The following is a 13,917-nucleotide window of genomic DNA, read 5'->3' as shown; positions in this document are numbered from 1 at the left end:
TTGTTTGTGTACTCGCGGTAACTAGACTACTTGTGTGAAGTGTTTGGAGTTACATTTGTGTTGGATGTTTTCTAGTTTGCAATTGTAGCGAGATTTATTTGTAGCAGCCCGACTGTTCGTTTGTGAATCTTATCTGCTCCTTATCTCGACTTTTTATCTATATGGAGCAAACGGCAAAAAAGCCGTACTTTTGTCTCAGCAGAAGCTAGGAGCCCCAAAGAGAGGCTCTCGATAGTTTTCTATACGCATACAAATGAATGGATATGGATCGGACCAAATCATCACAGCCTGCGAGCGTTGATGCTGTTGTAATAGACAATGAGCAGGTAGCTCCACGCTATCACCTACTTTACTTAAGACTGGAGATCACCTCTATCTCTAGTGCATCGTGGCTACAAGGGGTGGCTCCTGGACAGTTTGTACAAATAGACTGTCGCCCAGCTGGAATACTCTTGAGGCGCCCCATATCTATATATAAGTGGTCTAGCGAGGAGCTATGCCTGACCCTCCTAGTGCAGCGTGTGGGACGTGGAAGTAATTATATGTGCGATCTAAAAGCGGGTGCCAAGGTCAATATAATTGGTCCCTTGGGCACGCCCTTTGCGACAGACCTTGGCATTGCTGGAGAGCGTCCGCTCCTAATCGCTGGCGGGGTCGGTATGGCTCCCATCATTATGCTGGCGCGCCACTTGCAGCAACTATCGGGAGTGCACCCGCACCTGATCATAGGTGCTCGCACCTCTTCTTTACTGATACTTCGCGATGAGATTGAGCAGATCGGTTGCTCTTATAGTTATACGACTGACGATGGGTCCTATGGTACTCGGGGTGCCGTCTTGGCCGCTCCTGAGCTAGAGCAAGACGACTACTCGATGGTCTACACTTGCGGTCCTCGTCCTATGATGCGAGCTATCCATAGCTGGGCTAAGAAGCACAACGTGCCAGGCCAAGCTTCGCTCGAAAATCTTATGGCTTGTGGTGTGGGGGCATGCCTTTGCTGTGTGGAGAATATTGCAAACCAGGGGAATACGTGCGTCTGTACGGATGGTCCTGTATTTAACTTTGATCAACTATTATGGTAAGCACATCGGTCAATATAGGAGGGGGAATTACGCTTAAGAACCCCATTCTAACAGCTTCTGGTACTTTCGGATATGGGTTGGAGTTTGCACCATTTCAAGATCTCAGTGAGCTGGGTGGATTTATAGTCAAAGGAACTACCCTGCATCCCAGACAAGGGAATCCATACCCCCGTATGGCAGAGACGACGGCTGGTATGCTCAACTGTGTAGGCCTACAAAACAAGGGCGTGGACTACCTAGTAGAGCATATCCTACCTGAGATAAGTCACTATGAAACAGAGATACTGGTCAATGTGAGTGGCTCTACGATCGAAGATTATGTAGCCTGCGCTGAGCGACTAAATGACCACCCAAAGGTGCATGCTATCGAGCTCAATATCAGCTGTCCGAATGTAAAAGAGGGCGGGATGTCTTTTGGTGTCAATTGCGACAGTGCCTACGAAGTTGTCTCGGCGGTGCGAAAAGCTTACAAAGGTCATCTGATGGTCAAGCTTTCGCCTAATGTCACCGATATCACATCGATCGCATGTGCTGCCGAAGAGGCTGGCGCTGATAGCCTTTCGCTCATCAATACGCTCCTCGGTATGGCGATTGATGTCAAGACGCGAAGACCTAAGCTATCGACAATCACTGGAGGACTGAGTGGTCCTGCTGTCAAGCCTATAGCCGTTCGTATGGTGTGGCAAGTGGCGCAGGCGGTGTCGATACCAGTCATAGGGCTAGGAGGCATCGCTACTATCGAAGATGTGATCGAATTCCTCTTGGCGGGTGCTACTGCTGTGCAAGTGGGTACCTACAACTTCGTCGAGCCAGACATAGCCTCCAAGCTTGTCCACCAGCTATCTAACTATCTCGAAGAGAATCACATATCAGATGTACAGGAGCTGATCGGAGCCGTATCCATCTAACGACTCCGAGAGGCACCTGTGATATCCTCCGAGTTCTTTTCGCGATTTGCGAAGAGAGGTCAGATTGATCGCCAAAAATGCGTGAGCCCTGGCTGGGGAAATTTGATGCCGGCTTGTTACAATAATTTAGAGCCGTCTACATATCGACACGGCGCTGTGTCGGTGAAAAGTGATTTCCACGTGGATATTTCGAAATCTCCACGTGGGGAATAAAAAATTCCTCGGAGGAATGAAATGAAACTTCGGAGGAATGAAATGAAACTTCGGAAGAAATGATTTGCGCCCACGTGGAAAATAAAAAATATCCACGTAGAGATTTGAGATTTTCCACGTGGATATTCGAGAAAGGAGGGAATCGGACGAATTTCCCCGTAAAGATATGTAAATAGAGATTAGAGGTTTCATTTCATTCTTCCGAAGTTTTGTTTCTCCTCTCCGTGGAGATTTTTTGTTTGCTACGTAGCTATTGGAGATTTTCTCAGGTGAGATCCGAATCCTCGCAAATATCGGAGTGCTCAGCACATCTATTCCTCGTCTGTCGTTGTGTTGTAGCCCATGAAAAAGCAATATATGGGCTAACCCTTGAGACTCCTTTATTATATCTTTGCTGATTTCAGAATGAGTTTTATGTTTAGTTGCATGGTGAGATTATATGTTTTAGGAGTGAGGAGTGTCTAGTCCCCCAATTCCGTAAATCTTACGAAGATCCCCCTTTGCAGGGATGAATTTGACGAGTAACGATTTGTAGGAACGCACGGTCGGACGCAGACCGTCGGTGCGTCCGTCCCCGTTAAAATCACGATGCTGTAACCTTTGCCCGAAGGCACGCATTTTATCTGACAGCCACTATACGCTCAGATCGTAAAGCTCATTGACAAGGATGAAGTCCTTCGTGTCAGTCAGCTCTAGGTCGAGACCGCTATGGACATCGCCCTCCGTGACGGCACCCCCGCCAACCGCCTAGCGACCCACCTCAAGCAGTACCTCAAGTACCCCAAGGAGTTCGAGTTCGTCGGCTGGCACCCCCACTGCAGGTGCCACGCAGTTCCGATTATGGAGGACATCGACAGCTTCCAAGCCCGCCAAGAGCTAATAGCCAACGGCAAACAGCCACCAGCCCCCACGGGACAAGTGACCGCACCCCCGAAGAACTTCACCGACCACCTCGCCAACAACAGCGACCGCATCGCACGCTCCAGCCAGCGAGGCACGCTCCCCTACTTCGTCCGTGACAACTACAAGGTAGGCAAGGACGGCACCCTCACACCGACATTCAAGAGTCAGTCTATAGAAGCTCAAAAGCTCGGCACATACGGCAACAAGCTCGGACGCAAAGCAACAAAAGAGGCGCAGACAGCTCTAGCCGATCACAAGACACTAGACAACTTCTCTGAGGCTCAAGTGAAGAACTTTGAAGAGATAAATAAGGCTACGGGGTATAAGCGTGGGAAGGCTATGTCTTTTGAGGAAGCAGACAACGGACAATCTAACATCTCACGAGACATTGAGAACTGCGCCTCCTGCGTAGTAGTACACGAAATGAGACTCAGAGGGTATGACATTACAGCCTTGAAGTTTGACAAACGTGATGGCAGTATATCAAAGCTACTATCAGAGGACACTCGTAGCATTTGGATGACAGCCAAGGGGAAAACGCCCGAATTCTCAGCTTTGATAGGCGGAGAGCCAGACGAGATTGTGAAAGCGATAGAAAAGCAAACCCAGCCAATCGGTAGTCGCTACCATATAGGCTGGGATATATCGAAGAAGTTAGGACATATCGTGACAGCTGAGAGGACTGCCGACGGATTAGTTATTTACGACCCGCAGAGGAACACGTTTCTATCTTTAGAAGGAGTCGTAAAAGAGATGATGAGCGGTTCAAAGATTCAGCTACTACGTGTAGATAGACTACTCCTAAGAAGTGATTTTTTGGGAGCAATCTCCTCCACTTTGAAATAAATCTTGTTTTATTACCAATAGAACCTGCTCATGAGACAACTGAACGCCATCGGCAAAGTAAAGGTGAGGATACCCGACTTTTGCGCCATCAGATATAGCACTACTGCTGAGCTGATAAACAGTCTTGTCCATCAAGACACCAACTCGTGCTACTATGTCCCAGTCGTTTGGTATTGCAATAGGCTTTAGTCTCTCTAATACGGAGGGGTCTATCTTATTCATAATGTATTCGTTTTCAGACACAACAAAGGTACAAACTAATTTCACAACAACAGAATGAACAGCTTCACCCGACACGACAAACACTATCCCTCTAATGGTATGATGTCCAAGACTGATTGTATATAGTACGCTTTGATTTCTCCATTCGCAGTCTTCACAGAAAAACGAACAAAGTACATCTGCTTAAATGGGTTGTCACTTTGATGAGAGATGATTTCATTTACTCCAGGAGCAAAGAGTAGTCTCTTAGGTTTACGTCCAAATCTATCTATCACCCCTTGAGAGCCCACAGCCGAACTTTCATTACGTAACTGAGTGAGAACAAGCAATTCTTCATACACCTCATCTTCTAAGACCGTCTCTTTCCGACGTATCTCTTCAGCTTCGATGTTTAAGCTCGCATCGTGAGCCTGTGATGCTGTAAGATTGAACGAACAATTATTGAATATGTTTCCCTTATTATCCGCAACACTAAGTTCGAGACTATTGTCTCCCTTTGTCGCAGGGGATAGAATACTGCGAATAGATTTCAATTCATCTATACTCCAACGTTCCAAAGGTTGCCCGACCATTGCCTCACGAATCTTTAAGAAAAGATACTCAGCAAAAGAGACAAAGAGCGGAGCCACATCAGGAAATTCTAGCATTGTGACTCCAACATATTGGACAAGGTCTACAATTATGCTCCCCTCACGGACTGTATGGACGTATAGCTTAGCATCTTTCACCTTCGTCTGCTCTTTGAACATAACATCAAGAGAAGCAAGCGAATTTGTAAGCTCTAGAAGCTCTATCGGCTTCGTATTCTTTAGATGATATTGAAAGCTTAAATCCTCCTCCATAACTCAACCAATTACGAACCAAAGGTACAAACTAACAACCAATAATACAACACCATGAACAACAACGCACCGCACTACACCGAGCTACCCATAGCACAGCTCGAGGAGAACAAGGGGCAGATAGACGGGCTACCAGCCAATCCCCGCAACATACAGCCCGACAAGTTAGCCAAGCTCAAGCGAAGCATACTAGACAACCCCGATATGCTCCAGCTACGTGGCATCCTCGTCTATCCGCACGGGGACAAGTACATCGTCATCGGAGGCAATATGCGCCTCCGAGCTATGGTCGAGCTGGGTATGACCTCCGCCCCCTGCGTCGTTATCCCGAGCCACGTCACAGCCGACAAGCTCCGAGCCAAGAGCCAAGCTGGGCAGTTGTGTGCTTTTTCGTACATTTGTAAGCGATTGCAGTCGGGCTATGTAGAGCCGACTGCGACAGGCCATTTTATTTCAGTAGACTTTATCGATCTCATCGTGCTATGCAAGAGCCAAACAAACCTAGAGTGATCATCAGTGGAGGCGGTACAGGTGGACATATCAACCCCGCCCTAGCTATTGCCGACGAGGTACGTCGACGCTACCCCGAGAGTCAGATACTCTTCGTGGGTGCCCTGGGGCGTATGGAGATGGAGCGTGTCCCCGCAGCTGGTTATGAGATCGTGGGACTGCCTGTCATGGGGATGGATCGTAAGCGTCTCTGGCGCAACTTTAAGGTACTGCGCTCTCTTATCAAGAGCCGCCTGATGGTTCGCAAGACTTTGGCAGACTTTCACCCCGATCTAGCCGTCGGTGTGGGTGGCTATGCGAGCGCCCCCACGCTCAAGGAGGCTCAGCGTAGCGGCATCCCTACCCTCCTGCAAGAGCAAAATAGCTATGCTGGTGTGACCAATAAGCTCCTAGCTCGTGATGCGAAGTGTATCTGCGTCGCTTATCCAGGCATGGAGCGCTTCTTCCCGAGTGATCGGATCATCCTAACGGGCAATCCGGTACGTCACGCTATCGAGTACAACCATACGACCCGCGAGGAGGCTTGTGCGTACTTTGCACTCCCCTCTTCACTCTCGCGTACGATCCTAGTCATGGGCGGTAGTCTGGGGGCTAGGACGATCAATGAGTCGGTCGTGGCTGCGCTACCTGAGTGGAGCAAGCTAGGCTATCAGTTGATCTGGCAGACGGGACGTAGCTATGAGCATGAAGCACAGGAGCTGATCAAGGAGTACGATATTAGCAAGCGAGCTTACGTCTCGGCATACGTAGAGCGTATGGATCTAGCTTACCGCCTGGCCGATGTGGCTGTGTCTCGTGCGGGTGCTTTGAGTGTCTCAGAACTTTGTCTCTCGGAGCTTCCTGCTATACTGGTTCCTTCACCCAATGTGGCTGAGGATCATCAGACGAAAAACGCGCGTGCACTCTCTACTCGTGGCGCTGCAATCCTCCTTCCCGACAGCGAAGCGATAGGTCAGATGGGACTCACCATCACGGAGCTACTCAAAGACGAGACGCGAAGGGATGAGATGAAGGTGGCGCTCCGTGATCTTGCTACACCGCAAGCGGTGGAGCGCATCGTGGATCAGATGGAGCTGCTGTGGTAGTCTCTTATATTACTTTGCAAAGACCTTTCTCTAACGCATGAGTTACGTTTATCTTATAGGTATCGGCGGTGCTGGCATGAGTGCTCTAGCACGTTACTATCATCTCAAGGGGTGCAACGTGTCGGGCTACGACCGCTCGCACAATATGTACACGGACGAGCTGGAGCAACTAGGCATCGCTATACACTACGATAGCGATGCGACGTGGCTGGAGACAGCTCCGATGACGCCTGACAATACCCTCGTCATCTACACGCCTGCTATACCGCACGACCACCCTGAGCTGTGCTATCTGCGCAGTCATCACTTCCGTGTCTTGAAGCGTGCGGAGGCGCTGGGTGTCATAGCCGAGAGCTATCGTACACTGGCCGTTGCCGGTTCGCATGGTAAGACCACAACGACCAATATGCTAGCGCATATCCTAGATGGAGCCAAGGAGGTGGGCTGTACCGCATTCATCGGCGGACTGGCTGTGGATACGGGTTCTAACTTTATCTACTCCGACCACTCCGACCTGCTGGTGGTAGAGGCGGACGAGTATGACCGCTCGTTCCTACACCTCAACCCTTATATGGCTGTCGTGACCTCAACTGATGCGGATCACCTAGACATCTACGGAGACTATGCGGGGTACCTCGCAGGCTTTGAAGCATTTTGTGGGCAAATACAACCTGGTGGCACGCTACTGATGAAGGAAGGGCTACCGATCAAGCCACACCTAGCAGAGGGCGTACGCACATTGACCTATGGCAGTGCCTCTACGGCGGACGTTTACTACGACCATGTGACGGTCGGCGATGGTACGATCCGCTTCGACTGGCACTACCCAGAGGCGGGGCTTCATCTAGAGCAGGTCGCTCTCGGGGTGCCTGTACGTACTAACCTAGAGAATGCTACGGCAGCTATGACCATCGCTTACCTCAACGGAGTTGCTCCGGCGGACATCGTACGAGGTGTGGAGAGCTTCCGAGGCACCAAGCGACGCTTCGAGCTGGTACTGCAGACGGATCGACACCTACTCATCGATGACTATGCGCATCACCCAGTGGAGCTAGACAGCTCCATTCGCTCGATCAAGGAGATCTACGGCTCGGAGGACGTACTGGCTATCTTTCAGCCACACCTCTACTCGCGTACGGCAGACTTCTATAAGGACTTTGCCGAGAGCCTCTCGCACGTGGATCAGGTAATCGTGCTAGACATTTACCCAGCCCGTGAGGAGCCTATGCCTGGCATCACTTCGGAGCTTATATATAAGGAGTTGACAGCGCCACACCGCTGGCTATGTACCAAGGAGGAGCTACTCCCCCTACTGCGACAGATAGAGTTGCCACGAGTGGTGGTCACGGTCGGGGCGGGAGACATTGACAAGTTGGTCCTCCCGATCAGAGATTATCTAGCTACACTATCATAATAAGGCATGCGCTACCTATATCTCACCTTAGCTGCTCTCCTCGTAGGACTACTCTGCTACATGGCGGTCTCGTCACCACAGACGGCACCAGTACGTATCTCTGATGTGAAGGCGGATATTAAGTACGAGGGCGAGCATCCCTTGATGCCTGAGCGAGATCTCGTGAGCGAGCTGAAGGCGCTAGGCTTCCGCCCCATAGGTCAGTCGGTAGACTCACTCTCTACGATGGCTATCGAGTCGCAGCTGATACGCAATGGGCTCTTTAGTCACATAGATCTCTACACCACTCCAGGGGGCGTGCTACACGTATCTATGCTCCAGCGCGAGCCACTCTTTACGTTGCTCACGCCACAGGGCAACTACTTCGTCTGCAAGGATCAGACGGTAGTGCCGATAGAGCGTAGCGAGGACTACTACACGACCTTTCTGCCGGTCAGTGGTAGCATCTCTGTAGATCAAGCGGCGCACGAGCTTTACCCGTTGATGCAACTGATCCTTGCTGATCCGCTCTGGCGAGATCTATTCATACATATCTATGTAGATCCCATTCGAGGGGTCATCGCCACGCCACGAGCTAGCAATACGGAGATCATCCTGGGGCGAAGCTCTAACTGGGAGGAGAAACTAGATAATCTCAGACTCTTCGTCGAACAGGTGATCCCCATATTTGGCTGGAATAGCTTTATTTCTGTACATTTGGAGTACAAAGACCAAATAGTAACCGTCCCGTCAGAGGAGGGAGCTTTACAAAGACCTTGATCAAGCCTCTCGAATCTGCCTTAACACATAATCGTATACTCTCAACGCACTCTAATGTTATACAACGAAGATCTCTACACTGCCATAGACTTAGGTAGTGCTACCATACGGGGTATGGTAGGTACCAAGAAGGATGGCAAAGTCCTCCCTATCGCCATAGCCGAGGTGCCCACAAGCAACGCAATTCGCAAGGGGGTCGTCAACAATATGGAGGAGCTACACAACAAGCTCAAGGTACTGATAGATCGTCTCAACGAGCAGCTCCCGGATCAGCACACAGAGATCAAAAAGGTCTACGTCGGCTTCGGCGGTAAGTCTCTTATGTCACGATCCTACAAGATCAATCATAAGATGGACAACCCCGACGGTGAGGAGATCAGCGACTACCATATCAACCTCATCAATGAGCGAGTCAAGAACTACCGACTCAACGCTCACGAGGTGCTGGATGTGTCGGACCCTTACTGTCTCGTAGACGGACGTGTGGAGAGAAACATCAAGGGACTGCTCTGCACGGAGTTTTCGATCCACTTCAACCTCATCACGACTCGCTCTAGCAATGTCAACTTCATCCGGATGGCTATCGAGGACCGTCTAGGGCTCGAGCTAGAGGCTATACTCCCCTCTCCATGCTGCGAGGCGGACGTACTCCTCTATCCCGATGCTAAGACGCTCGGCGTAGCACTAGTCAACATTGGTGCCGGCACTTCCTCTGTCGCTATCTACAAAAACGACACGCTGAAGTGTCTACGGGTCATCCCCTTTGGTTCGAAAAACATAACCAACGACTTGATGTCTCTCCACATCACTTACCCCGAAGCAGAGAAGATCAAGCTGGAGGAGGCACACCCCTTTACCGATGCTTACGATGATGAGTCTATCACGCTCAGCTCTCCAGACGGTACCCGCGAGCGAGAGATCAAGATGCGTGACATCAATAGCCTCGTGACAGCCCGTATGAAGGAGATCACCGCCAACGTGCTTCGAGTCATTCGTGACTTTGAGGCGGGTGCTAGACTGGGTTCTGGCATTGTCCTAGCTGGGCAAGGCGCACTCATGAGAGGCTTCATAAACTACCTACAGAGCGAGAGCAAGTTTGTCTCACTAGCGCGAGAGTTCAACGATAAGGTGTACAAGGACAACACACCCCTCTCTAGCGATGTGGACTACGCTGGCTGTGCAGGACTCATCTATCGCGCCGAGGTCAACTGCGTCGGAGCTATCGACACCCCTCAGACGACGGCCTCTCCGTCAAGCAAGGTCACCACACAGGCTCATCCTCAGCCTGTAGCGGCACAAGTTGATACGCCCCAAGAGGCTCCGGAAGAGACGACTAGCGCCGCTACACCTCAAGAGGAGCCAGAGCAGCACCCACAGCAACAGGCTCAGACATCGCTCTTTGACCTACCCGATGTCGACCAGCCACATAAGACTGCAAAGCGGGAGCCCAAGAGTGCTAAGCGCAAGAAGTCCTTCAACTGGTTCTCCAAGATTAAGGACGTACTGACCAACGACGACATCGACTAGTCCTCCCCTCTCACCTTCAATTTATCTAACCTCTTACCTCTTTCGACAAATGGATAACGCAGACAAGCTCGTCAACTTCAAATACAATAAAGCGGTCGCTCAGAGAAAGCTCATCAAGGTGATCGGCGTAGGTGGTGCTGGAGGCAATGCCGTCAAGCACATTCACGCTTCTGGACTCCAGGGCGTATCCTATCTGCTCCTCAACACTGATGAGCAAGACCTCGCCAAGAGCGGACTAAAAGATGTAGCCGTCATCGGGCAGAAGCTAACCCAGGGACTAGGTGCCGGAAGTAAGATCGAGGTCGGCGAAGAGGCCGCCTTAGAAGACCGAGAGCTCATCCACTCCCTCCTGGACGACAATGAGACGCAGATGGTCTTCATCTGCGCTGGCATGGGAGGTGGCACAGGGACTGGCGCTGCACCTGTCATTGCGAAGATAGCTCGCGACATGGGACTGCTCACCGTTGGCTTTATCTTCATGCCTTTCGTCCGTGAGGAGAGACAGCGTATGATCAAAGCGGCGCAAGGTGCCGAGCGCATGCGACAAGAGGTAGACTCGCTGGTCATCATTGCCAACGAAAACATCAACCAAGTCTATGGTGAGCTACCCTGGAACGAGTCTCTCAACAAGGCAAACGAGATCCTTGCCAATGCGGTACGAGCCATTACGATGGTTATCACCAACGAGATGGAGATGAACCAAGACTTTGCCGACGTACGCACCACGCTCAAGGACGGAGGCATCGCACATATCAGCATCGGCTACGGCGAGGGGGTAGACCGTGTGAGCAAGGCTATCGACTCCGCTCTGCGCTCTCCCCTACTCAACAATGACGACATCACGACGGCGACAAGGCTTCAGCTGGCTATCTTCTACGATCCGTCCGACGCGCTGACGACAGACGAGATGGACGAGATCAAGAAGCTCACCTCCTCCATCCGCAATCTGCAGAACAATAAGTCGGGACACGCTTTCAATGAAGAGCTGGGCAACAAGGTGATGGTGGTCATCATCGCATCTGGCTTCCAAAAGGAGGCGCACATGCCTATGACCGCTATGGATGTGGAGGACTATGTGCGCCAGACGGAGATCGAGAAGGAGCAAAACAAGCTACTCAACCAGTACTACTCCGAGTTTGACCTGGAGCCACGCAGCTCTCTGCCTACCTTTGTGCCTATCGTGCTGACCGATGATGAGCTAGATCGTGACGACCTGATAGACTACCTCGACGAGGAGCCTGCTAAGAACCACAGCTACTCAGAGGTCGAGGAGCGACGTGCTAAGTACAAGTATGGCAACCAGACACCCGCTATGTCTCAGACACTCGACACGTCAAAGGTTGCTCAGCGCTCCACACCTACTCGGATGCCTAGTGCAGACGTAGAGGAGCTGCCCAACGTCGATCCTACGAAGGAAGGTACAGAGCCTACCACCCAATCAGTCAACCAGCCCAAGATTATCAAGTTCTGAGCCGGAGCTCTAGCAGCATGTTCTCCTCCATTGTCTTGCTATGCGCTATGGGCAAAGAGCACATGGCGATACAGTCTGCTCTGCAAGCTCTAGCTCCCGCTGTCGAGTTGGTGGAGCGCGCTTTGGTCGAAAAGGCCCCCTTTGCTACCTATCGCTACACCTTACGACTAGAGGAGCATGCCACTGAGTGGACCTTTCACCTCATTGAGACTGGCATCGGCAAGGTACACGCAGCGCTTGCCACACAGCGCGCCATCGAGCTCTATCACCCCCACCTCTTAGTCAACGTGGGCGTGTCGGGAGGACTTTACGCAGGGGCACAGGTCGGCGACCTTTGTCTCTCGACGGCTTACCGCTACCACGACGTCTGGTGCGGTGAGGGCAATGAGCGTGGACAAGTACAAGGCATGCCAGCTCAGTTCTCAGCAGATGCTGCAACCATTGCAGTCGTGGCAAAGCAACTAAGCATACCGCTTCACGAGGGGTTGCTCCTCTGTGGTGATACCTTCATACCCGACGCTGAGCACCTAAGAGCCTTCGCGCAGCAGTACCCCTACCTCGTTGCGGTCGATATGGAGAGTGCTGCCATCGCTCAGACAGCTTATCTATACCAGACGCCACTAGTCAGCCTACGCATCGTCAGCGACACGCCACTCACGAGCCAGGATCATGGCAAGCAGTACGCAGACTTCTGGCAGCAGAGAGACCTTTTCCTACCGCCCTTTGCAGATGCTATGCGACTCGTCTCTTCGCTCGCAGGGCTCCTCTAGCTGTAGGCACCTCCCCATAAAGCGTCTAAACCGATTCCTTTCATTATCTTTGTAGTAAAGTTATTTAACCCAATCATATTATGAATCACTTATATCGCAATCTACTCCTACTCTGCATCCTCAGTCTAGGACTCTTCAGCTCTTGTCAAGAGCCTGATGCTATCGTTCCTGCCGACTCTGAGGAGATAGCTAATAGTCAACAAGTCAGTGGTGGTATCGCTGGCTTCTACCTACTCAACGAGGGCAACTTCCAGGCAAACAACAGTTCGCTGGACTACATGAACCTCGTCAACGGCACCTACACACGAAATATCTACGCCACAGTCAACCCCAACGTAGTCAAGGAGCTTGGCGACACGGGCAATGATCTACAGGCATACGGCTCTAGACTATACGCAGTCATCAACAGCTCTAACAAGGTAGAGGTGCTCGACGCTCAGAGCGGTAAGCGCATCGGTCAGGTAAACATTCCTAACTGTCGCTACATCTGCTTCAGCGGCGACAATGCTTACGTCTCTAGCTACGTCAGCACCTCAGATACACGAGACGCTCAGGGGCAAGTCCGTGGAGCCGTCTATCGTATCAACCTCAACACGCTCGCTATCACAGGACAGGTCGTCGTAGGCTACCAGCCTGAGGAGATGGTTATCAAGGGCGAAAGACTATACGTCGCTAACTCTGGTGGCTACATGAAGCCAAACTATGAGCGCACCCTATCAGTCATCGACCTTAAGAGCTTCACCGAAGTAGACAAGATCGAGGTTGGTATGAATCTCCACCGCCTCAGAATGGACCACAACGGTAGACTATGGGTCACCTCGCGTGGTAACTACGGCAACGTACCCTCAAACCTCTACTACATAGACCTAGACCCAGCTACGCAAAAGGTTGCGAAGCTCGACTCGCTCAATATGCCTTGCGCTGAGATGGCCTTCTATGGTGACAAGCTCTACTACTACAGCAGCGTCTGGGATAGTGCAGCTAAGAAGATGAAGATAGGCTTCGGTCTGGTTGACATCAACGCTGCGAAGCCTCTCGCTGAGAGCTTCATCACCGATGGCACGGCTGAAAACATTCAGACCGCATACGGTCTCGCTATCCACCCCACTTCGGGCGACATCTACATCATGGATGCCAAGGACTTTGTCTCTAGTGGTACGCTATACTGCTACACACCCGATGGCAAGCTCAAGTGGCAGACCGGACGCACCGGTATGCTGCCCGCTCACATTGCATTCGTAAAGCAATAACTAGACGGCAACGAGGCACACGATAAGTGCCCATACCTGTCCGTTAGACAGCTACGTAGGGGCGGACTCTTAGGGAGTTCGCCCCTACCCTTTTTATATACAGGTCTCTATCTCG

At 51.3% G+C, this 13,917-nt stretch carries 13 protein-coding genes; 11 read left to right on the top strand and 2 right to left on the bottom strand.

All coding sequences use genetic code 11. The annotated features are described in order from the left end of the window. Positions 1–263: 263 nt before the first annotated feature. The 3 genes from Q2J34_RS08515 (at position 264) to Q2J34_RS08505 (ending at position 3,952) form a co-directional block, all read left to right on the top strand. On the top strand, positions 264–1,082 hold the full coding sequence (locus Q2J34_RS08515; RefSeq protein ID WP_298888007.1) for a dihydroorotate dehydrogenase electron transfer subunit: 819 nt from the start codon (positions 264–266) through the stop codon (positions 1,080–1,082). Then, entirely contained in the window at positions 1,076–1,990 is a 915-nt protein-coding gene (locus tag Q2J34_RS08510) for a dihydroorotate dehydrogenase (protein ID WP_298888005.1), read from the top strand. The genes Q2J34_RS08515 and Q2J34_RS08510 overlap by 7 nt, the downstream gene beginning before the upstream one ends. A 921-nt stretch (positions 1,991–2,911) precedes the next feature. Beyond that, positions 2,912–3,952: a toxin glutamine deamidase domain-containing protein gene (locus Q2J34_RS08505; RefSeq protein WP_298888003.1), complete on the top strand. Its 1,041-nt coding sequence runs from the start codon at positions 2,912–2,914 to the stop codon at positions 3,950–3,952. Here the strand turns inward: Q2J34_RS08505 and Q2J34_RS08500 are convergent. Both Q2J34_RS08500 and Q2J34_RS08495 read right to left on the bottom strand, forming a co-directional pair. After that, a complete protein-coding gene (locus tag Q2J34_RS08500; protein WP_298888001.1) occupies positions 3,908–4,174 on the bottom strand; it encodes a hypothetical protein in 267 nt (88 codons plus the stop codon). The two genes, Q2J34_RS08505 and Q2J34_RS08500, sit on opposite strands and share 45 nt — an antisense overlap. 83 nt (positions 4,175–4,257) lie before the next feature. Next, a complete protein-coding gene (locus Q2J34_RS08495) occupies positions 4,258–5,016 on the bottom strand; it encodes a hypothetical protein (RefSeq protein ID WP_298887999.1) in 759 nt (252 codons plus the stop codon). A gap of 54 nt (positions 5,017–5,070) precedes the next feature. Between Q2J34_RS08495 and Q2J34_RS08490 the strand changes: the two genes are divergently transcribed. The 8 genes from Q2J34_RS08490 (at position 5,071) to Q2J34_RS08455 (ending at position 13,802) form a co-directional block, all read left to right on the top strand. After that, positions 5,071–5,526 (top strand): ParB/RepB/Spo0J family partition protein, encoded by a 456-nt coding sequence (locus Q2J34_RS08490; protein WP_298887997.1) that lies wholly within the window; start codon positions 5,071–5,073, stop codon positions 5,524–5,526. Continuing rightward, entirely contained in the window at positions 5,499–6,611 is a 1,113-nt protein-coding gene (gene murG, locus Q2J34_RS08485; RefSeq protein WP_298887995.1) for an undecaprenyldiphospho-muramoylpentapeptide beta-N-acetylglucosaminyltransferase, read from the top strand. The genes Q2J34_RS08490 and murG overlap by 28 nt, the downstream gene beginning before the upstream one ends. 37 nt (positions 6,612–6,648) lie before the next feature. After that, positions 6,649–8,025 (top strand): UDP-N-acetylmuramate--L-alanine ligase, encoded by a 1,377-nt coding sequence (gene murC, locus Q2J34_RS08480; protein WP_298887993.1) that lies wholly within the window; start codon positions 6,649–6,651, stop codon positions 8,023–8,025. Positions 8,026–8,031: 6 nt separating this feature from the next. After that, positions 8,032–8,784, top strand: coding sequence for a cell division protein FtsQ/DivIB (locus Q2J34_RS08475; RefSeq protein WP_298887991.1), 753 nt, complete (start codon positions 8,032–8,034; stop codon positions 8,782–8,784). A 54-nt stretch (positions 8,785–8,838) separates the two neighbouring features. After that, a complete protein-coding gene (locus tag Q2J34_RS08470; RefSeq protein WP_298887989.1) occupies positions 8,839–10,311 on the top strand; it encodes a cell division FtsA domain-containing protein in 1,473 nt (490 codons plus the stop codon). 49 nt (positions 10,312–10,360) lie between these two features. Further along, entirely contained in the window at positions 10,361–11,782 is a 1,422-nt protein-coding gene (locus tag Q2J34_RS08465; protein WP_298887987.1) for a cell division protein FtsZ, read from the top strand. A 17-nt stretch (positions 11,783–11,799) separates the two neighbouring features. Further along, positions 11,800–12,552, top strand: coding sequence for a 5'-methylthioadenosine/S-adenosylhomocysteine nucleosidase (gene mtnN / locus Q2J34_RS08460; protein WP_298887986.1), 753 nt, complete (start codon positions 11,800–11,802; stop codon positions 12,550–12,552). Positions 12,553–12,632: 80 nt separating this feature from the next. After that, positions 12,633–13,802 carry a DUF5074 domain-containing protein gene (locus Q2J34_RS08455; protein ID WP_298887984.1) on the top strand — a complete coding sequence of 390 codons (1,170 nt, stop codon included), beginning with the start codon at positions 12,633–12,635 and terminating at the stop codon, positions 13,800–13,802. Positions 13,803–13,917: the final 115 nt, after the last annotated feature.

The sequence above is a fragment of the Porphyromonas vaginalis genome (assembly GCF_958301595.1).
In the GTDB taxonomy this organism is placed as follows: Bacteria; Bacteroidota; Bacteroidia; order Bacteroidales; family Porphyromonadaceae; genus Porphyromonas; species Porphyromonas vaginalis.
Note: the sequence above shows the minus strand (reverse complement) of the source record. Positions and strands in the feature narration are given on the sequence as shown.

Excerpts from the sequence above, each read along its gene's own strand:
- Q2J34_RS08515 (WP_298888007.1), top strand. The coding sequence starts at position 264 with ATGGATCGGACCAAATCATCACAGCCTGCGAGCGTTGATGCTGTTGTA.
- Q2J34_RS08510 (WP_298888005.1), top strand. The coding sequence starts at position 1,076 with ATGGTAAGCACATCGGTCAATATAGGAGGGGGAATTACGCTTAAGAAC.
- Q2J34_RS08505 (WP_298888003.1), top strand. The coding sequence starts at position 2,912 with ATGGACATCGCCCTCCGTGACGGCACCCCCGCCAACCGCCTAGCGACC.
- Q2J34_RS08500 (WP_298888001.1), bottom strand. The coding sequence starts at position 4,174 with ATGAATAAGATAGACCCCTCCGTATTAGAGAGACTAAAGCCTATTGCA.
- Q2J34_RS08495 (WP_298887999.1), bottom strand. The coding sequence starts at position 5,016 with ATGGAGGAGGATTTAAGCTTTCAATATCATCTAAAGAATACGAAGCCG.
- Q2J34_RS08490 (WP_298887997.1), top strand. The coding sequence starts at position 5,071 with ATGAACAACAACGCACCGCACTACACCGAGCTACCCATAGCACAGCTC.
- murG (WP_298887995.1), top strand. The coding sequence starts at position 5,499 with ATGCAAGAGCCAAACAAACCTAGAGTGATCATCAGTGGAGGCGGTACA.
- murC (WP_298887993.1), top strand. The coding sequence starts at position 6,649 with ATGAGTTACGTTTATCTTATAGGTATCGGCGGTGCTGGCATGAGTGCT.
- Q2J34_RS08475 (WP_298887991.1), top strand. The coding sequence starts at position 8,032 with ATGCGCTACCTATATCTCACCTTAGCTGCTCTCCTCGTAGGACTACTC.
- Q2J34_RS08470 (WP_298887989.1), top strand. The coding sequence starts at position 8,839 with ATGTTATACAACGAAGATCTCTACACTGCCATAGACTTAGGTAGTGCT.
- Q2J34_RS08465 (WP_298887987.1), top strand. The coding sequence starts at position 10,361 with ATGGATAACGCAGACAAGCTCGTCAACTTCAAATACAATAAAGCGGTC.
- mtnN (WP_298887986.1), top strand. The coding sequence starts at position 11,800 with ATGTTCTCCTCCATTGTCTTGCTATGCGCTATGGGCAAAGAGCACATG.
- Q2J34_RS08455 (WP_298887984.1), top strand. The coding sequence starts at position 12,633 with ATGAATCACTTATATCGCAATCTACTCCTACTCTGCATCCTCAGTCTA.